Raw genomic sequence first — 20218 nt, forward strand, 5'->3', positions numbered from 1 at the left:
ACTCTAGTCTCACAAAAAGGCCCTTCAAGGACCTTTGTTGTTCTTTATTAAGTTTAGGGGTAAATAATTCTTTTTCTATAAGCAGTTAACACATTGCTGACTCAATTTTAATGAGAAAAGAACTCTCCTACTGCTAAACAGTCATTTTCCAACTTGATAACGCTAACCAGTTTTCCTGTTCCTTATAATCTGGGATTATTTTTCCTACAAGGCGCCAAAAGGATCTATCGTGATTTAGATGGACCATATGACACATTTCGTGAACGACAACGTAATCGATCACCCTTTGTGGTGCCATTGCCAACCTCCAATTAAAGGTTAACTGTAGCTTTGAATCACAGGTTCCCCAGGTTCGTTTATTATCAGAAATGCGGATAGAACGTGGTTTTATTTTAAAGTTGCTTTGAAAGGACTGAACACTTTTCTCTACTAACGCTTTACACTGCTGATAATAAAATCGTTTTAGCGCTTGTTTTATTTTTTCATCCTCAACTTGCTTCACATAAATATGTAACTTATCCCCTTCAAACACCACATGGTCTTGCTTAATATTTATATCTAGATAGATCTGTATGGGATATGCGTTCCCTAAATAAAGGAAGCTTTCACCATGATCGTAGACCTTAACATTTGGTCCAAGCGCTCTATCCTTCATTTCTTTAGACTTTTGCTGAATCCAATCCCACTTCTCTTCTAATAATTGAAGCACACTTTCAACAGGTGTCCCTTTAGGAGCCTGGACTTCTACATTCCCAAAAGGATCTATATAAATGCCCATGGATGTCCGCTTTTTGTATTTTATATCAAAATTAATTTCCTCACCTGAGTGTGTATGTATCATGTAATCACCTAGAGTATCCTAATGATTTATCCCCTATATTTTATAGCTAATCCTTTTAAGAAATTCCTAGCATATCTATCTCCGCACACTTTATAATTCTTATGTCCTTCTTTTCTTAATAAAGCGCTCAATTCACCTTTTGTTATAAAGACTCCTGCTTCTTCTAATAGATCAAGCATATCTTCACTTGTTAATGCTAGTGCTATTTTCAATTTCTTTAGCAATACATTATTGACACTTGCATTATTCTTTATCGACATTGCAGGTCTTTCAGGTTGCCCTGGTTTTGATTCTTGTTTTCCTCTTTTAAATATTATAAGGCCATTTAAAAATGACTCTAACATATAATTATCGCATTTTATATTCTCTTCGTCTTCATCTATATCACCATCATAGTCAACTTCATCATGGTAACTGTCCTTTGATTTTACGAGCATCTTAAGCATTTCTTCTTTAGTTAGTTCAATTCCACCAAGTTTAAATATCTCTACCATATCTGTATTTTTTATATCTAGAGCATATCTTAATCGAATTAAGATATCATTATTATTCATATCCATCTTTTAACCCTCCAATTTACACAGCAGTCAAAGCATATTCTCCAAAATACTTCAAATCACAACAGTTATCATGTTAAATAATTTTGCAATCGAAAAATATGCCTTAATATTGTATCTCCAACGACGTTAACAATACAAAAAACTACCACTTTTAAGCCAATGCTTATCAAATTAAAAGTTTAACACTTTAAAGACATGTTTTATAGTTTTACCTTAATTAATATTTGTAACACTTATATGAAAAGAATAAAAGCGCAAGCGCCTTGTTCAACCTCAGGCAAATAAGTTGATTTAGAATAGAAGGCGTTCTTTGACTTCAATTCTAAATTATCTAGACCCTAGAGGGGGGTAGGCGCTGGATGTCGTGCGCGTATCCACGGTTCAAGAATTTTATAATTTCCTGAAACGAAGAAAAAGCAGTTTTTTGATTTCTCAAAAACACTGCCCATGTCTGCTTAAGAGACAGGATAATCTATCTGTCCATTTGTCCCTCAATCCTAATATTTATTTAATCATGTAGATCAACTCTAGGTTTAATAACCTTAAAGCTATCCTCAGTTTCCTCTACTTCATAAACCTTCGCTCGAGATTCAGGTGTGCTGAATGGATGATGAAGAATAAGCATCCAAGTACCTTCAAATGTTTTGAACAGCATACCGTGTCCACTATCACCTTCAACTAACGGATCCAGTTGTTCCCAAGGTCCCGCTAGCTTACCAGACCTTGATCTAGCAATCGTTTGGACATATCCTTCATTGTTATAACTTGACCAGAGCATAACAAGGTGACCACCTTTTGTTTTATACAATTGACACCCATCAGATACGTAAGCTGAATGCTTCACATTTGGCTTTCGTTCAGTATTGATCCATGGAGCATCCGAAGCTTTAAAAAGATGTTGTGGTTCACCATCTGCTGCAGACAAATCAGATTTAAGTGGAATAGCCTCAAAAGTACCATCTAATACTTGAATCCATTCATGACAATAGACCATCCATGGCTTTCCACCCTCATCCACATATAAGGTTCCGTCTAATGTCATGAAGTTTCTCGGTGGTACTGGCCCATCCGTTTTTAGCAGTTCAAACGGCCCCTCTGGCGAATCAGATACTGCAATGCTTGTACCACGAAGATGATTAGTTTTCCAAACCTCTGGTGGTTCTGCCAGTATCGTATCTCTGTTATGAAGAGTAACGAACAAATAATATTTCCCATCGTATTGGTGAACCTCTGGTGCCCATGTGCCATGCTGTGGATGTGCCCACGTTCCATCAGGAATCTCAAAAACAACATAAGGTCCTTCCCAATCTAGTAAATCTTTACTTTTATAAACTAGTACTCCATTTCTCTCTAGATCTGTTAATTCTGGAATTCCAGTTGTATATAAATAGTAGGTATTTGTTTCTTTATGTGACAAGACAAACGGGTCATGAGCGGGAATATCTCTTAGGCGGTGCCTGTCCGTAGGATTAGATGTATCAGACGCATTGTTATATGGCATTTAAGCATCTCCTTACAATTTTTTAAAATAAAACTTTGCGAATGTTTGGATGCATGTTACTTATAAAAAACTCCGGGTACCAATTTGGTTAGATTGGTACCCGAGGGCTTTATGATTCTGTTTTGGCTTTATTTAACCTTTATTACTATAAATGAACTTTCCAACCCAACAGAAGATGTCTTTAATGTAATGGTCCCAGGCTGATCTGTAGTCCTCACATAAATTAATAATTTCCCGTGGTAGGCCTTTCTGTAGGTTGCTTTATAATCCTGATGGCTAGCAGGGTTACTGCATTCAATTCCTATAATTTCACCTGGCCCCTCAATAACACAATCAATTTGGTTATCTGCATCATAGACAAGATTATTATCTTGATCAAGGATATTTACTTCTACATGTGCTACATCCTGTTTGTCAGCTTTAAGCGTTATTGTATCCGAGTGTAATTGTAATTTAGTAGGCTCACCAGCTGTCTTTAATTCATGTGTGCAACAAATGTTTCCGTTTCTTTTTCCTACTGCCTTTAAAGTACCCTCAGAGTATGGAATGTCCCAATAGATCGTTCCACTTGGGAAGTCTTCATATTTTTTGACACCAACTGATTCACCATTTAACAGTAAGTCCACTTCAGGGCAATTTGTACAACAAGCCACCCTTACAATTTCTCCTTCATTTCCTTTCCACTCGCAGTCGACTTCGTGGTCCCAATAAATTTGATCAGGATTTTTTTTCTTAATAGAAGTCATGCCTAAATGGACCATATCTTTTTCTGACCATTGACTTTGTTTAAAGAAGTATAAAGGTTTTTTGAAACCAGCAAGATCGAGCATTCCAGGTGTTGCGTGACGAACAGGCCATCCACGGGCTTCTCCCAAATAGTCAATCCCAGTCCAAATAAATTGTCCTGATATGAAGTCATTCTGTTCGACAGCCAACCATGCATCGTGATGCCTTCCGTTTTCACTTCCGTAAATCACTCTATTTGGGTATTTTTTATGGTCTTCAGGATAAAGAAATTCTTGATAGTTATATCCAACCACATCAAGTGCATCTGGAAATTCCGTTTCATTTGACATAATGACACTAGCTAGAGCTGCTGTAACAGGTCGCGATGGATCATATTGCTTTACAACACTCACCAACCTTTTTGCAATATCACCCATTCCCTTCGCTTCGGGTTTGTCAGTTTTGTAACGATCTTCAAGTACTGGATGTGAATAAGGGTCATTTGGATAATCAATTTCATTGCCAATACTCCAGAAAACAATTGACGGGTGGTTCCTGTCTCTTAAAACCATATCCCTCAAATCGATCTCTGCCCACTCAGAAAAGTCCGAAGCGTAACCATCAAGTGATGGTTCACCTTTATTCCAGCCCTCTACCCACTTATTCTTAGGAAATTCCCACTCATCAAACGCTTCATCCTGAACTAAAAACCCATAAGAATCACACATATCTAGTAGCTCTGGTGCAGGCGGATTATGGCTCATTCTTATCGCATTTACACCTGCTTCCTTTAATAGTTGCAAACGTCTATGCCAGACCTTCTCAGGAACAGCCGCTCCGAGACACCCTGCATCATGATGGATACATACACCTTTCATTTTGATATTCTTCCCATTAAGATAAAATCCTGAGTCTACATCGAAATGAAAAGATCGAACACCAAGTGGAGTAATCTCTAAATCTATCACTTCACCATCTTTTATCACCTTCGTTTCAACACAATATAAATACGGATTTTCCGGTGACCAGAGATTAGGCTGTTCAAGGAAAATAGAATGAGAAAAGTCCTGTTCATCATTTGCTGTAATTGTCTCCACAGATGAACAAGCGATTAATTCTTTACCAGTAGCATCTTTAATTTGATGTTCAATTTGGAAATTAGCTTCGATATTATATTCATTTTTCACAGTTGTTTGAATTTGGATTTCTGCTTCTGATGTTGAAATGTTCGGAGTTGTGACAAATATCCCATAGGGCTTGATATAGACATGATCAGTCAAATTAATAAATACATTTCGATAAATACCCGATCCAGGGTACCAACGAGAATCAGCAAAATCTGAGTGATCTACCTTCACAGCAATCACATTTTCTTGTGTTTCGAAATTTAAAAATGGGGTTAAGTCATACTGAAATGAGCTGTATCCATAGGGTCTTTTACCCAGATATTGTTCATTTATCCATACTTCACTATTTTTATAAATTCCGTCGAATTGAATAACTATTTTCTTTCCCTTAATGCTATCAGGTATAATAAAATTCTTCCGATACCAACCAATTCCTCCTGGCAAATACCCTGTTGAACTTGCATATTCCTGCTTAAAAGCACCCTCAATACTCCAATCATGTGGCAAGTCTAATGAACGCCAATCTGAATCATCAAACTGAATTTTAAATGCATCAGGATTATCATCCTTTAAGAATTTCCAATCAAAGTTAAACTTTCTACTTTTAACAGACAGATCCCATTCTTGAGTTATGACTTTTTCCATATTCAGCTTACACCCCTTATTTATTAATAAAACGAATTAAAAGAATGATAGGTAAAGGGCTATCATTATGTTGATAGCCCTCTTTTCACAAGGTAAGAAAGTAAAAGTTTTTGTACTTAGTTTTGGTGTCTAGCTCCAGCGCCTAGCCCCTCCAGATCATAAGCCACAAATGAATCGAAGACAAGAGCGTCTTCTATTCATTTGCGTCATATGATTGTCGGGGCTGATCAAGGCGCCCTGAGCTTTTCTAACTTACATGTAATCTCTGATTAATTTTCTTCTACAAGCTTTTTATATTCATCCATTTGTTTTTGAATTTCTTTTAAAACCTTCTCATAGCCTGCTGCTTCTAATCTATTACGTAAATCTTTAACAGCCTTTTCTGGATCGCCTGCTTTACCGAATGCAATCGCTGGTACCATTTGTGCAGTCACTTGTGATAGAGCAGCAAGTTCAGCTTCTACAGGTGTACTATCAAAAACAAATCTGCCATAAGGATACGGCTTCTTAATTTTATCGTACTCTGCGTACATCTCAGAAATCCCTTCCCATTTGTCAGAGCTTGGGATTTCGAACTTGTCTACACGACCACCCCAGAAGTTACTAGCGAATGAATCTTTTGTCTCATCATACCCTTCAGGACGAACACGTTTGCCGTCTGCAATCTCGTATTGTACCCCTTCAATACCGTAGTTGAATAATTTGTAAATTTCCTCATCGTTACGAAGTAGATCGTATACCATTAAGGCACGCTCTGGGTTTTCACTATGCGCTCCAACAGCAGTAGCACCGTGAGTAACTGACATAGAAATTAAGTTGTCACGTGTATCAGACCAAGCAAACATATCGATTTCTGAGCCTGGTTGCTTCAAGTCCATTTGTGTACGTAAGCCTGAGAATGTTTCCGTATGATGCTGGTCAGCACCTGTCTTTCCTGCTTGGAATAAAGCTCGAGTGTCTCCTTTATAGTTTAATACGTCAGCACGCCAGTAACCTTTATCTGCCCAATCCTTCATAAGTTTTGCATAGTCTACAAAAGTATCCTCGAACACAGGACTCATAACGTTATAAGCTTCATCATAAGATTGAGCCCAGTAAATTGGGAATACTCCTGTAGCGATTGGAAGTTCAATCGCATCTGAATAAGAAGTTGTATATCCCCACGCTGTTGTAACGTTTGTTCCTGGTGTATCCCAAGGAATTACACCCGGCTTGTTATCAACGATACCTTGGAAGTATTCACCTAATGTTTCAAAATCCTTAATAGGTTCAGTGATTCCAAACTCTTTTGCCCAATCTGTGCGATAGAAAAAGCCGTGGTTAACCCATTGAGTAAAAGAGTCCTCAGGAATCATGACAATTTTGTCCTCGTATTTTGTTTGCTCCCAATTTTCTTCGGAAACTTCTCCCCATGTCTGTGGTGCATATGTTGGTAGAAGTTCAGTGATATCCATGAATGCACCTTTTTGTGCATTTCCCCAAGCATCTAGCCAGTCAGTTGCTGTGATAATTAAATCAACAGGTTCACCAGAAGCTAGTGTTAAATTATACTTTGTCATATAATCCGCCCATTCAATCCATTTTATTTCAAGATGAGCGTTTGCTTTTTCTTTTAATTTCGCATTTACTTGTTCCATTACTTTTTCTAATTGTCCATTGGTTGGTTTATCTCCCAACGTCATCATGGTTATTGTGACAAATTCAGAAGTATCAATTTCCCCATTTTCTTTTACCTTTGTACTTGGATCTGATTTAGAGTTTTCGGAACTTGTTTTGCTGGATCCATTGCAGGCCACAAGAGTAAATGACAACAACATAACTAAGAATAGTACCAAAAACTTTCTCATCTTCAACATTTTACTTCCTCCCCTTTATCTGTTTTCATTCCTTACATCTATGAAACAAGGAAGATTCCTCACTCATATTCCATTAGCCCTTAACTGCTCCAATTGTAATCCCTTGAATAAAGTACTTTTGTATAAATGGATAAAATAGAATAACCGGACCGGTAGCCACAACGGCTGTTGCCATTTTCATGGTTTCCAATGGTATTTCTTGTGGTGCTACATTGGAAGCCGCAGCCGAGTTTCTTATGAAATCAGCACTTGTGATAACGTTATAAAGAAACAACTGCAACGGTCTATATTCCATATTAGGTGAAAGGAAAAGCATTGAATTATACCATTCATTCCAATACCCTAAGGCAATGAATAGTCCTATTGTCGCCAAGGCTGGAGTAGACATTGGTAGAATTAATCTTAAAAAGATCGTGAAATCTCCCGCACCATCCATCTTCGCCGATTCCGTAATCTCATATGGAATTGACTTTGTAAACGCCTTCATCATAATGATTAGAAAAGGACTCAACAAACCTGGTAGCAGTACTGCTAGGTAATTATCTTTAAGATCGAGATACTGCGTGACTAAAAGATAAAACGGGACAAGTCCACCTGAAAAAAGTGTTGTAAAGTAGATATAAAATGATATTTTATTACGATATAAGAAGTCAGAACGTTGTAAGGCATAACCTGTCATCGCTACAATAAATAAACCTAGCGCAGTCCCTACAATCGTAATCCCCATTGTTACCATATATGATCCAATAACAAGTTTTGGATTCCTAAAAACAATTTCATAAGCAAATGTAGAGAACTCCTTCGGCCATAAAGCAAATCCGCTTTCCATAATCGCCTTCTCAGATGATAAGGAAGACGACACAATTAAGACAAAGGGCAATAAACAACATAGAGCAAAAAGTCCAATAAAACCATATCCAATAATACGAACAATAATAGTAGAAAAATCTATATTCCGTCTGGCTGTATTTTCCATAAATACGTCCCTCCTTTAAAACAATGAATTTTCTGGTGAAACCTTTTTAACAATCCAGTTAGCGATAATGACAATAAGGAATCCAAAAACAGACTGGTATAAACTTACCGCACTACCTAATGAAAAGTTAAAATTCGTCATTAATGTTCGGAACACGTAGGTTTCAATAATATCCGTGGTTGGATAGAGCATTGTATTATTAGCACCCACTAGGTTATAAAACAAACCAAAATTTCCTTTTAATACTCCACCTAAAGAGAACAGTAGTAAAATGATAAAGGTTGGCTTAAGCCAAGGAATGATGATATGTCTAATACGCTGGAAAGCATTAGCCCCATCGATTTCCGCTGCTTCCAAAATGGATTTATCAAGACCCATGATCGCTGCAAAATAGACGATCGATCCATAACCTGTTGATTGCCATAGGAAAGTAATGACAATAATATAAGGCCAAATCGCCGGATTAGAATAGGTCTGTACCGGATCCATGCCAATCATTTTTAAAAATGAATTAAGTACACCATAATCGTAACTAAGTATGTTATAGGCTAATAGTCCAATAAGAACTGCAGAAATAAAATGTGGAAGAAACATAATTGTTTGTGATACCTTTTTGAACCATTTACTTGTCAGTTCGTTCAGCATGATGGCTACAGCAATTTGCAGGAAATTCCCTAGAACGATGAAAGCAAGATTATAAGCAATCGTATTAAATGTTAGCTTCCATAAATCACCTGTCATCACCAAAAACCGAAAATTATCAAGCCCTACGAAAGCGCTATTAAATATTCCAAGTGAATAATCATAGTTTACAAATGCAAGATATAGTCCCGGCATTGGTAGATAAGCAAATATTGCAAAGAAAATAATTGCAGGCATACACATAAGAAGAAGGGTTCGATTCTTCCACATTCTTTTAAATACAGACAATTTAGCTTGTTTTTCAATAATAGGTGTCTGTGATTGCACTGTAACGGTTTTCATATAATTCCCCCCTAAACAACATGATCTTGACTAAGAAAACAGCAACCAACTTTACAAAATGTAGCGACTAGGTGATCTCGTAAATTGTTTATCTATTACCATACTATCTACCTAAAAAAAGCTTTCTATTTTTATGAAAGACTTTTTATATGAAGATGATATATGTTATAAACTATTATAAAGTAGAAGGAAAATGAAATGGGTTTCAATAATATTTAAACAATACCTTCACATTATATTAGTCTTATTTTATTATGTATGGTTTTGTGCAGAGAGATGAAACGGGTTTCATTTATTCGAAACAAATGTACAGTTTTTGTTCAAAACACCTAAGTAATTCTTTTAATTTCTTAGGATTTATTTATTGAAAGCGGTTACCTTAACTTCATTATATTCGGACGCCCATTAAAAGTAAATACAATTATTCTAAAAATTAATATTATTCTAAAAATTATTCAAATAAATTCTTTTAAGACCCTTTTTAGTATCCCACTTAGCTTATTTGAAATGGGTTTCAGGACTATATTTATTATTGTTATAGATGCATGTTCCCTTGGTTTAAAAATAAGAATCCAAGGGAACACAACGGAAGTTTATATCTAGTTACCGTAACTTCCATCAAAATTGATAAAAGTGAAAAGGTTGATAAAAGTGAAAAGGTTGATAAATAAGCTGCTACATATCTTTTATATTAATTCCCTTAAGCTTAAACGTATAAGAGTAACATTGATTTGCAAAAAGCGTGAATTCAGGATGTGTTTTTTGTCCCCAACTATCATCTCCACCTACACCCATTTGTTTATAATTCATCCGTACTACAGTCTTAGTACTAGGTGGTAATTTATATCCGTGATCATGTTCCTCAAGCTCAAATGGAGTATATGGTAAGGCATTCACCTCAACTGTAGGGCTTCCGGATATTTTTAATCCTACTCCCTGTTGATTGGATAGTAATGCCCATCTTACGCCTGTTTTATTTCCACATTCCTGAGGTTTTAAGTATGGAACATATTGATCTTTTACTTTTCCAGTATATAATCCAATTTTTGCACCCTTCTTTTTATCCCAATAATTTTCATAAGGGCCTTTTCCATACCAAGTGATAGTGTCGAACGAGGCATCCAATGTTGTCATCATTCCAATCTCAGGTATCTCAGGAAGGCCATTCCCTGGATTTAACTCATAGTTTATCAGTATTTCTCCATCACCATTAATGGTGTAAACGATTTTGCAAGATGACATTGTTGTTGGCAAACTGTATTCGGTTGTAATTACTGTATTCGAACTATTTTTCTCATCAACTAAAAATGATGTAAGAACTTTATTCATCCCCGCTTCTCTCCATACAGAGCTACGTTCATGCAATTTATTCCCACGGTCATTATCAGTCATCGCACGCCAAAAGTTTAAACCTAATTCTTTCTCAATAAGAGAGACGCCATTGAAACTATATGATTCTAAGCTTCCATTATTTTTATTAAAAACAACATTAAAACTAGCACCATTTATTGTTACATAATTTTCTTCTTGAAGTACTTTTATTTTAAGTGTGTTGACAGGAATAATATTTTCTGATGTTGCTTTCACTGTAGGAATCACAAATTGTTCAAAAGCAACTTCATGACCCTTCTGAGCCCAAATTAAACTCTTTTTTAAATGTAGGCTAACAGTTAAAATGTATTCGTCTGACTGTTTACTGACCTCTGGAAGAGAGTAATCTAGTTTAATAGTTTTTATGGAACATGGTTCTACCTCTATTTCTAAGATTCCCTTTTGGATGAACACACCATTTTTTGCTAGCTGCCAAACTAGTTCGAACTCTTGAAGATCTGTAAACAGAAAGTTATTTACCACATCAACATGGCCTTCTTCCATATTAATCGCTGTAAAACGAACATTCTGATAGCACTTTTTCACCTCGATAATCTTTGGCGAAATTGTACCATCAGCAAAAATTAGACCATTACCTGAAAAATTCCCATCATGAGGTGTTTCCCCAAAGTCACCACCATAGGCTAAGTAAGGCACACCATCATCCGTCTTTGTTTCTAAAGCTTGATCCTTCCAGTCCCAAATGAATCCACCTTGAATAATAGGATATTTTTCAAATAAGTCTGTATATTTGTAAAGATTTCCACAAGAATTTCCCATTGCATGGCTATACTCGCATAGAATGTATGGTTTTGGATTTTCTGCATTTTCAGCATACTTCTTTACACCTTCAGGATTTATATACATGGTGCTTTCAATATCTGAAGCTGCTTCTGATTTACGGTAATGAAAAATCCCTTCATAATGAACAATTCTAGTAGGATCATTCTTCTTAAGAAAATCATGCATTTTAATAAAATTATCTCCACCAAACGATTCATTTCCAAGCGACCAAATAATAATCGAAGGATGGTTTTTATCACGTTGAAACATTGAATTACATCTATCAAGTACGTTTTCCTGCCATTCAACCTTGCTTCCTGGCACCGTATCTCCTTCATCCTTTTGCCCATACTTCCATGACCCATGTGTTTCAAGATTTGTTTCATCAATGACATACAAACCATATTGATCACATAATTCGTACCACAACGGATTATTCGGATAATGGGATGTACGGACTGCATTAATATTATGTTGCTTCATTAGTTTAATATCATGAATCATATCATCATAGCCAATTGCTCTTCCTTTATCCGATGCAAATTCATGCCGATTTACACCCTTGAAGACAATTCGACTACCGTTAATTTTCATGAGACCGTCTTTAATTTCAAATGTTCGGAATCCTACCTTACAGCTTTCTGTTTCAATAATGTTTCCGCTTTCATTTCTCAAAATTAAAACAAGTGTATATAGGTATGGACTCTCTGCACTCCATTTAAAAGGAGCTTTTACATCGGTTGACGCATAGATCGAAATAAAGGATTGATTATTCATGTCAACCTTTAATTGAAGTGAGTCCTCTAAAACTGGGTTATTTTCTTGATCATAGAGAATCGCTTCAACAGCATAATCTTTAACTACCCGCTCAAACGTATTTTTAATTTTTGCTTCGATATTCAATTTAGCATCCTTATATTCATGATCCAACTCCGAGATCACAAAGAAATCGTTTATATGGACTTCTGGAGTAGAATATAAATAGACATCTCGAAAGATTCCACTCATCCTCCAAAAATCCTGGTCCTCCAACCAGCTCGCATCACACCAACGATATACCTCTACTGCTACCTTATTTTCTCCGTCAATTAAGTAAGGTGTTAAATCAAATTCTGCCGGTGTAAAGGTATCCTCACTATATCCAACAAATTCTCCATTCACCCACACATAAAAAGCTGACTCTACTCCTTGAAAACTAATATAAACCGGTTGTTCCTTCCAATCCTCTGAGATTGTAAAATTCCGAATATACTGCCCGACCGGATTATACTTTATTGGAGCAAAAGGTGGCTTTATATCTTCTTTTCCTTCCCAAGGATATCTAAGATTCGTATATTGAGGATAATCATAACCTTGTAACTGCCAGTGTGATGGAACTTTGATCTCATCCCACTCACTAGTATCATAATCCACTTTATAAAAGGCTTGATTTCTTACTTCAGGATTCTCATAAAATGCAAATTTCCAGTTTCCATTTAACGACTGATAATATTCAGATGAAGTTCGATCCCCTTTTAACGCTTCCTCAACTGTCTTATACGGCATTAAAGTCGCATGAGCATCCAATCTGTTCAACTGAAAAATCTCAGGGTTGTTATTCCATTCCGGATATCCATTTTCAGGTGGAGTATACCTATATTTATTCAACTGTTTGAGCATAAGAATACCTCTCTTCTATGAATTTATATTTCTCTTTCTCATTCAACTCATACATTTTGAAACCCGTTTCATTATTGCCGAGAATAAAAGAACATAAATCTAGTGTAGTAAGTTTGAATACTATACATTTATATTCCTTTAAATACGAAACCCATTACTTTTTTATCGTAACTTGAATTTTGAAAAGAAGCAATATTAATTTATTATTCTGAAAATATTCTACAAGAATCCCTTAATACAAGTGATGTTGGAATAACCGTTTCTCTCTCTGCTTCTTTATCATTAATTAAATTCACAAGTACATTAATAGCAGTTTGACCCAAATGATCATAATTCTGGCTTACAGTCGTAATTCCTGGTGGAAAATGCTGCGCCAAGTAAATATCATCAAACCCGACAACGGAAACATCATCTGGAACCGTTAACCCAAATTTGGTAAGAACCTTTATTACCCCGATCGCAACAAAATCATTGGCACAGATAACCGCTGTAGGCCTATCTTTTAGATTGAGCAATTGTCCAGCAACTTCTTCACCAGATTCAATACTAAACCCAGTACCCAAAACCCAATCTTCGTTAACACTTATCCCTTTGTTTTCCATCATTTTAACAAATGTATTCCTTTTTACATCAGTTGAACTTATTCCTTCTTTTCCACCAAGAAAACCAATCTTTTTATGATTTAAATTTAATAACAATTCAACAAGCTTTTCAATCCCTGACTCTTCATCAGTTCTAACAATATGGGCATCTACCCCGTTCATTTGGCCATTAACAAAAACAACTGGAATTCTTTCCATCACTGTCTTCATTTCTTCTGCATATTCCTGATCAGTGTCAGTATCATTAATTCTCCCACCAAGATAGATAATCCCATCCACCTGTTTTTCTACTAAGCTTTGCAAGTATTTAGATTCATTTTCTGAGTTGTTCCTCGTATTACACAAAAATGTTGTATACCCTAATTCCAATGCATGAGCCTCACTACTTTGAACCAATGTCGAGAAAAACGGATGATTTATGTCTGGTAAAATAAAGCCAATTGTTTTCGATTGCTTATGGAATAAGCTTCTTGCTAAACTATTTGGTCTAAAATTATATTTTTCAATCACATCAACTATTTTCCGCGTTGTCTGTGGGCGAACTTTTGCATTTCCGGTTAAGACTCTCGAAACCGTTGCTGGAGATACATTAGCTTCTTTAGCAATGTCATATATTGTTATATTCTCTTTTTTCATATCTTTCCCCCATGGCTAATGATTATATTGAATTCAAAAAGGATTATTATAACTATTTCATCTAATTGAAATGCAATAATAACCATAAGTCAACACATTTGTTTTATTTCCGCTTGGGCTAACTGGTGAATATTACATATTCTGTGTTTTAAGCAGCTATTTTTATTCAAGTAGGTGAATTGAGGGGAAGCATCCAATATTTTGCAGTCTTTGAAATGACCCTATCTTCAAACCATACATTAGATCTTTTAACAGGTACCACGTAATTTAAGTTACCCAGATTTAAAGCTGTACTCCCTACTATACAAGACAAATGACGTTTCCCCATATACTTACACAAAGCAACTGTATCATATTTTTCTTCTTTCGACATCGTGTTGAATTCCGAATCAAGGAAGCCCCTTTGCCATTATCTTTCACATCAATTCCCTCAACTAATTGATGTAATACAATTCATTCATATCTATATGTTTCAAAACAGAAGATAAAAAAGCAATGAGCAAAATTAACAGCATTGAGAATTTGAATTCTATAGTATGTCTACTTTCTTATCAGCAAAAAATGTTTATATAAATGCTTCTAATTTTTGTCGATATTTACTCATAATTTGTAGATATTTCCCGGGAATTTGTTGTTATTTGAAAAATAGTAATTTTTTAAAATTGATTGGAGTCAAAGGGTAAATACTCAATTGTATCAGGTATCGCAATATCTGTTTCATTTGTTGCTTCTAATCTTTCTTTTTGTTGATACACAAGGTTTTAGTTGTTTCGTCTAGAGACTTGTCCGTATCGGGTAACGCTATAAGCGCTCCTATGTCGATTGAACAAAGATACGTGGATTGTCCTCTTTTAAAACTCATGTCCTTTTCACGCTAAAATGTGGCCATACATTTAAACAGTGGGTGTTGCACTACCACTTCTTCTGCCACTTTCTTGGAAGAGAATATTCGTTCATTCAGATGTATACCATGTCGCATATCAAACTTCCTTTTCTTAAAGATGAAGGTTCTAGGGATTTAATTGCAGGTATATCACCCAGCGATACGAAACACAAAAAAAGAGCCGATCAACCCTTTCTTGAGGAACTCTATTAAGGATGACTCATGTTTTTTATTGAGGTTCTTACACCTCAACTCCCCCATTTTATCAAACATTCTTTTTTGCTTGCTTCAAGTTGTGTATATGTTACTGGCTTCTTTGTATTAATCTTTTCACAAACTGATTCAATTTGTTCCTTAGTTAAGTGTCGTTCATATTCTTTAGTATCCAGTTCACCAAGTTTTTTTAATACCTTTTGAAGTTCACAGCTGATGTACCCAAAATACGAAATCATGATATTAGGCATACTCATGCAACTTTAATGTTAGAAGCTGTTGAAAAAGTTTAAAAGAAGTTCAAGAACGATTAGGTCATTCTAGCATCAAAATAACAGGAGATATTTATGCACACGTTACCCCACTAGGATGCGAGAAAAAAGCGCACAAAAGTTCAGTGAATTCATGAGAATGAACGGCTAAGTGGGCAAAATGTGGTCAAATCCAACTTGGCCAACCAGAAAACCTTATGATTTCAACGTTAATCGAGCAACACACTCCTCATGTCCAGAGAATATGTGGCAACAAATGGGATGTTGGTGAGTGTTTTGTGAGCTATAATTAATGCTGTTATAATATGTGGGTATATTTTAGCTTTTTATAGTTAACAACTGTCATTTTTGTGAAAAATTGCAAATAACTCTTTATTTTATATTTTAATCTAGAATATACGATTGCATTAGTTTATATCATTATGATATTGAATTGTCCATAAGAATAACTAGAGAAGCGGAAATGCCTGAGTTTGAGGAATACATACAAAAATTGACAACGGCAAGGTAAAAAGGGTTACCAAAGTAGTCTCTTGAATTAGAAAAACCCGACTGTGTTATTTAAAACAGTCGGGTTTGTTTCGGTGATTGATTATTTCAATAGCTTCTTTCGCCAATCAAGGCTTTGTTGCTCGATTCATCTACCTGGTTTCTTAAATCAGCCCCAGATGGATTCTGGAATACTCTAAGTCCAAACTCTGGTGCAACTGCAAATAGATGGTCAAAGATATCAGATTGCACAGATTCATACACTGCCCACTGTACGTCATTGGTAAATGCATAAATTTCTAGAGGCAACCCGTATTCACTATGTCCCAGTTGTCTAACCATTACGGTCATATTCTGATTGATTCCATGGTGATTCTTGAGGTAATTGCTGATATACGCCCTAAAAACACCGATATTGGTAAGGGCCCTACCATTCACAGGATTGTTCCTATCTATTTCATTTTTGGCATTGTACTCAGTAATTTCCCTTTCCTTTTCAATAATGAAGTCTGAAAGGTAATGAACTTGTATAAATTTCTCAAGCATTTCGTCGGTGCAAAACGTGATACTACTGGTATCTATATACAAAGGGCGCTTGATTCGTCGTCCGCCTGAGCTTTGCATCCCTCTCCAGTTTCTAAAAGAATCGGCAGTAAGGGCATAACTTGGTATCATCGTAATCGTTTTGTCCCCATTTTGAACCTTTACGGTATTTAAAGAAATATCAATAACGTCACCATCTGCTCCATACTTTGGCATTTCAATCCAGTCACCAACCCGAACCATATCATTGGCCGTTAACTGAATTCCTGCCACTAGTCCTAATAACGAATCTTTAAATACTAACATCAAAACTGCCGAGAGAGCACCAATACCACTTAATAAGATAAGAGGACTCTCCCCTAATAGGTTCGAGATAACTAAGATGAACCCAAGAGTCATGATAATAATGTTAATCACCTGAATATATCCTTTAATAGGCTTAATCCTAGATATTTCAAAGGTTTGATAAATATCATTAAGTGCATTAAGTAAGCATTGAATAAACACTAACCCTACAATAATGATATAGGTAATGGCCAATTTTTCGATAATTGATTGATAGGTTGGAAAGGTTGAAGAAAACGAATAAATAATGATCGCAGGAACAATATGGGATAACTTTCGAAAAATCTGTCTTTCCAAAATGATTGTACCCCACTTGAATTTGGAGTTTGTAACGATACGAGTAATGATCCTGATCACTATTTTCTTTGAAATAAAATTTGCTACGATACAGATAAGCCCTATTAGCAGAATCTTAATTATAATTGAAAGATATTCTACTAATCTAGGATCTAGTTCCATATCCAGAAGTAGATTATTAATGAATTGCATCTGTTCTCCTCCATTTTAATTTACATCATAAGCAACTTTACGCGTAAAGTATCTAAACTGTCAATTCCTACTTTATCAATAACGAAAAAATGGTGCCTTAGCCCCTGAGGTGTAACGCTTCAGTTTACTGGGGTCAGTCAAATGGAAGTGTTCATACGTTGCAGGAAACGTTAAAAGGCAACACCCACAAGGGTTAGTTGCCTTCTTTTAAAATGAGCTGCGAGATACACTCGACATGTGTCGAGTACTGATCACTACTTCAATTGACCATAAAAGGGTTAGAAAAACGGTAGTGGATAATAAGATCCTTGTTTTCCTTCACCTCAATTTTATGAATAAGCTTATGAAGTAACTCCGGCGTTATATCATTTATATTTATAAGCTTCTTTAGCTCATTTGGGACTTTTTGAACCATCTCTGTACTTTTTGTGTATCGTTTTAACATATCCTTCTTTTCAAGAATTTCTGATTGTAGCTTTTTTATTACATTTCTATTTTCATTAATCGCTTCATCATAATCAACTTTTTCTATTACTTCATTCGCTAACAACTTTAGAAATTTCTTATTTTTCTTTTTCAACTCTGCAATTTTGTTTTCCCTGATTTCTATTCCTTTATAGAATGTTTGTTCTTGCTTCTTGATTTGTGGTTGAACCTTTTTAAGTAAATCTTTTTCATCGACCGAAGCTGAAATCAGATTTTTTAAATCATCTAATACTTTTTCTTTAATATATTGTTCTTTCACGCTATGACTGCTACATGCATTCACACCATGTTTTTTAAATCTCCCGCACACATAACCATTTCGATTTTTCAAAAACCATAACCCTGTACCACAATCCTCACAGTAGATTACATTAGTAAAAAGATGAATTTTGGCTTTTGGACGCTTCGTATATCTGCTTTTCATTATATTTTGTACTGATTCAAATTCTTCTTTTGATATAATTGGTTCATGAGTATTTTTAATTACTATCCAATTCTCTTCCGCAACTTCATCTCTCGTTTTATCTACTACACTACGTACTCTTGTCCGTCCCTGTACTAAATCACCTATATAATGAGGATTTTTTAATATGGTTTTAATTGAAGAGCCATGCCAAAACTGTCCAGCATTTTTCTTTCCTGCTATACTGGCCGGAGTTGGGTATCCCCCTTCATCCAGTTTTCTTGCAATGGATTCACATCCGACTGTTAATGGCACCATCTAATGTAATATAGTGGATGTTATTGGATAGTAGTACTCTTTTAATCTTATAAGCCAACTCACCATTTCTGGCTATACGGGACAATTCTTTTGCAAGTATACAATCGAATTTACCTTTCTCAGCATCGTCATTCATCCTTTTAAATGAAACTCGCTTATCTGTTGTACCACTTTCCACATCGACATACATTTCATACAGTTCCCATTGTTTTTCAGCGATAAAGTTATAGAAAAGTTGTTTTTAAAAATTAACTCAATATATAGGTATTTAAAATTGGATTACTAGACATAAATATATTTTTTATTATTTAAAGAATATTATAACAACTGTGACCAACAAGCATCCAACCAGCTAAATGCGCGACATTTATTTACCGTTTTGATTGACTAGAAATATAATTAAAAAACACGCATTGCCGCGTGCTCCTTTCCTTCTTATTGGTTTTTGTTTTTTTAATCAATTAAGGTGGAAATAATAAATTGCAATCTTTCTTAAACTAAAGGTCAACCAGATTTCTGCTTGACCTTTTTTATCTGGTATATTATTTGTTCCAATACGCTTTTGCTTCTTCCTCAAGCACTTTTAACCTTTTATAATAATCAGGAAATTCGTTGAGATGAGCCAATGCAATTTTTCCAGTAGTGATAGGTTCATCCGCAGTAACATTTGTCAGATTGTATTTTCTTCCATGTTCAAGTTCTGTATTTACTCCCATCCAAAACTCATTTAAATCAAATTTACTCTTGGTAAAATCAATGCCTAAAAGTAAAGCTATTGCTGCTGCTTCCTCTTTAGAAAAGCTAGTTTTAGAGATGTTTGAATTAGTTGTATTAATATTTTCTGGTCTAAATATATTTGAATTTTTTGTAGTTATATTTTTTTCATTGCGATGACCGTAGGCTTTTTCCGCAGCTACTGCATCTGATTTGGTAACATGGACAGTACCAAATGGATGGTTAGGAGGAGCGTAAATCGAGTAAAGTTTTAGCGGAATATTACCTGTGTTGGTTAGATTATGCCATGTTCCAGCAGGTATCATTATTGCAAAATCGTCATAGACATTTCTTTCAAAGTCAAAATTATCTTTACTCTTGCCCATGTGAACAATTCCCTGTCCTTGTTCAATACGTAAGAACTGATCAACGTCAGGATGCATTTCCAAACCGATATCTTCGCCAACATTGAGACTCATTAAAGTAACTTGCAAACGATTCCCTGTCCATAAAGCGGTACGATAGGTTTTGTTTCGCTTCGTAGCCTCATTGATATTAACTACAAATGGTTCTGGTCCATAATCTTTAAAACCATATTGGTTAGTACCATTAGGAATATTCCTGTAAACAGACTGTCTTTCATAGTTATGCATTGGTGCATTAACATAATAATGATATTGATTTTGATATGGATACATACTAGGGACATTGTACATTTTTTTCATTCCCTTCACAGATATACAAAAACATCATATGCCTATGCTTAGGGAATGTTCTTCTATTTATTTTAACTTAT

14 protein-coding genes and 2 pseudogenes are annotated in these 20218 nt (G+C 35.4%); 1 reads left to right on the forward strand and 15 read right to left on the reverse strand.

Annotated features, from left to right (window positions below; all coding sequences use genetic code 11):
• Nucleotides 1–133: 133 nt before the first annotated feature.
• The 10 genes from WCV66_RS01395 to WCV66_RS01440 all read right to left on the reverse strand — a co-directional run bounded on the left by WCV66_RS01395 (nt 134) and on the right by WCV66_RS01440 (nt 15614).
• The gene (locus WCV66_RS01395) at nt 134–841 is read right to left on the reverse strand and encodes a SprT family zinc-dependent metalloprotease (protein WP_338787723.1); all 708 of its coding nucleotides are present in this window, start codon (nt 839–841) and stop codon (nt 134–136) included.
• 26 nt (nt 842–867) lie between these two features.
• Nucleotides 868–1401, reverse strand: coding sequence for a DUF1456 family protein (locus WCV66_RS01400; RefSeq protein WP_338787724.1), 534 nt, complete (start codon nt 1399–1401; stop codon nt 868–870).
• A 508-nt stretch (nt 1402–1909) separates the two neighbouring features.
• Nucleotides 1910–2902, reverse strand: a complete 993-nt coding sequence (locus WCV66_RS01405) for a glycoside hydrolase family 43 protein (protein ID WP_338787725.1) — start codon at nt 2900–2902, stop codon at nt 1910–1912.
• Between the two features lie 128 nt (nt 2903–3030).
• The gene (locus WCV66_RS01410; RefSeq protein WP_338787726.1) at nt 3031–5400 is read right to left on the reverse strand and encodes a glycoside hydrolase family 2 TIM barrel-domain containing protein; all 2370 of its coding nucleotides are present in this window, start codon (nt 5398–5400) and stop codon (nt 3031–3033) included.
• Between the two features lie 269 nt (nt 5401–5669).
• The gene (locus tag WCV66_RS01415; protein WP_338787727.1) at nt 5670–7256 is read right to left on the reverse strand and encodes an extracellular solute-binding protein; all 1587 of its coding nucleotides are present in this window, start codon (nt 7254–7256) and stop codon (nt 5670–5672) included.
• A gap of 73 nt (nt 7257–7329) precedes the next feature.
• The gene (locus WCV66_RS01420; RefSeq protein ID WP_066327781.1) at nt 7330–8232 is read right to left on the reverse strand and encodes a carbohydrate ABC transporter permease; all 903 of its coding nucleotides are present in this window, start codon (nt 8230–8232) and stop codon (nt 7330–7332) included.
• Between the two features lie 15 nt (nt 8233–8247).
• Nucleotides 8248–9144 (reverse strand): ABC transporter permease, encoded by an 897-nt coding sequence (locus tag WCV66_RS01425; RefSeq protein ID WP_413789653.1) that lies wholly within the window; start codon nt 9142–9144, stop codon nt 8248–8250.
• Between the two features lie 747 nt (nt 9145–9891).
• Nucleotides 9892–13029 carry a glycoside hydrolase family 2 TIM barrel-domain containing protein gene (locus WCV66_RS01430; RefSeq protein WP_338787728.1) on the reverse strand — a complete coding sequence of 1046 codons (3138 nt, stop codon included), beginning with the start codon at nt 13027–13029 and terminating at the stop codon, nt 9892–9894.
• Nucleotides 13030–13232: 203 nt separating this feature from the next.
• Nucleotides 13233–14267 (reverse strand): LacI family DNA-binding transcriptional regulator, encoded by a 1035-nt coding sequence (locus tag WCV66_RS01435; RefSeq protein ID WP_338787729.1) that lies wholly within the window; start codon nt 14265–14267, stop codon nt 13233–13235.
• Between the two features lie 1131 nt (nt 14268–15398).
• Nucleotides 15399–15614 (reverse strand): hypothetical protein, encoded by a 216-nt coding sequence (locus WCV66_RS01440; protein WP_338789575.1) that lies wholly within the window; start codon nt 15612–15614, stop codon nt 15399–15401.
• Here WCV66_RS01440 and WCV66_RS01445 point away from each other — a divergent pair.
• Nucleotides 15573–15772 (forward strand): annotated as a pseudogene (locus WCV66_RS01445) (tyrosine-type recombinase/integrase); the annotation flags it as partial. The gene WCV66_RS01440 and the pseudogene WCV66_RS01445 sit on opposite strands and share 42 nt — an antisense overlap.
• Before the next feature lie 460 nt (nt 15773–16232).
• Here the strand turns inward: WCV66_RS01445 and WCV66_RS01455 are convergent.
• The 5 genes and pseudogenes from WCV66_RS01455 to WCV66_RS01475 form a co-directional block, all read right to left on the reverse strand.
• Nucleotides 16233–17501: a mechanosensitive ion channel family protein gene (locus WCV66_RS01455; protein ID WP_338787730.1), complete on the reverse strand. Its 1269-nt coding sequence runs from the start codon at nt 17499–17501 to the stop codon at nt 16233–16235.
• 259 nt (nt 17502–17760) lie between these two features.
• Nucleotides 17761–18705, reverse strand: coding sequence for a recombinase family protein (locus WCV66_RS01460; RefSeq protein WP_338787731.1), 945 nt, complete (start codon nt 18703–18705; stop codon nt 17761–17763).
• Nucleotides 18683–18898: a recombinase family protein gene (locus WCV66_RS01465; RefSeq protein ID WP_338787732.1), complete on the reverse strand. Its 216-nt coding sequence runs from the start codon at nt 18896–18898 to the stop codon at nt 18683–18685. Before WCV66_RS01465 ends, WCV66_RS01460 begins: the two co-directional genes overlap by 23 nt.
• Nucleotides 18899–19250: 352 nt before the next feature.
• Complete coding sequence (locus WCV66_RS01470) at nt 19251–19583, reverse strand: DUF5661 family protein (RefSeq protein WP_338789380.1); 333 nt, start codon at nt 19581–19583, stop codon at nt 19251–19253.
• A pseudogene (locus tag WCV66_RS01475) lies at nt 19578–20138 on the reverse strand (cupin domain-containing protein); the annotation flags it as partial. The gene WCV66_RS01470 and the pseudogene WCV66_RS01475, both read right to left, overlap by 6 nt.
• Between the last annotated feature and the right edge of the window lie 80 nt (nt 20139–20218).

The sequence above is a fragment of the Metabacillus rhizosphaerae genome, from assembly GCF_037201795.1.
GTDB lineage: Bacteria > Bacillota > Bacilli > Bacillales > Bacillaceae > Metabacillus > Metabacillus rhizosphaerae.

What these genes read in the sequence shown, in the direction of transcription:
- WCV66_RS01440 (WP_338789575.1), bottom strand. Translation starts at nt 15,614, where the DNA reads ATGCCTAATATCATGATTTCGTATTTTGGGTACATCAGCTGTGAACTT.
- WCV66_RS01425 (WP_413789653.1), bottom strand. Translation starts at nt 9,144, where the DNA reads ATGTGGAAGAATCGAACCCTTCTTCTTATGTGTATGCCTGCAATTATT.
- WCV66_RS01465 (WP_338787732.1), bottom strand. Translation starts at nt 18,898, where the DNA reads ATGTATGTCGATGTGGAAAGTGGTACAACAGATAAGCGAGTTTCATTT.
- WCV66_RS01410 (WP_338787726.1), bottom strand. Translation starts at nt 5,400, where the DNA reads ATGGAAAAAGTCATAACTCAAGAATGGGATCTGTCTGTTAAAAGTAGA.
- WCV66_RS01420 (WP_066327781.1), bottom strand. Translation starts at nt 8,232, where the DNA reads ATGGAAAATACAGCCAGACGGAATATAGATTTTTCTACTATTATTGTT.
- WCV66_RS01395 (WP_338787723.1), bottom strand. Translation starts at nt 841, where the DNA reads ATGATACATACACACTCAGGTGAGGAAATTAATTTTGATATAAAATAC.
- WCV66_RS01400 (WP_338787724.1), bottom strand. Translation starts at nt 1,401, where the DNA reads ATGGATATGAATAATAATGATATCTTAATTCGATTAAGATATGCTCTA.
- WCV66_RS01435 (WP_338787729.1), bottom strand. Translation starts at nt 14,267, where the DNA reads ATGAAAAAAGAGAATATAACAATATATGACATTGCTAAAGAAGCTAAT.
- WCV66_RS01405 (WP_338787725.1), bottom strand. Translation starts at nt 2,902, where the DNA reads ATGCCATATAACAATGCGTCTGATACATCTAATCCTACGGACAGGCAC.
- WCV66_RS01430 (WP_338787728.1), bottom strand. Translation starts at nt 13,029, where the DNA reads ATGCTCAAACAGTTGAATAAATATAGGTATACTCCACCTGAAAATGGA.
- WCV66_RS01455 (WP_338787730.1), bottom strand. Translation starts at nt 17,501, where the DNA reads ATGCAATTCATTAATAATCTACTTCTGGATATGGAACTAGATCCTAGA.
- WCV66_RS01415 (WP_338787727.1), bottom strand. Translation starts at nt 7,256, where the DNA reads ATGTTGAAGATGAGAAAGTTTTTGGTACTATTCTTAGTTATGTTGTTG.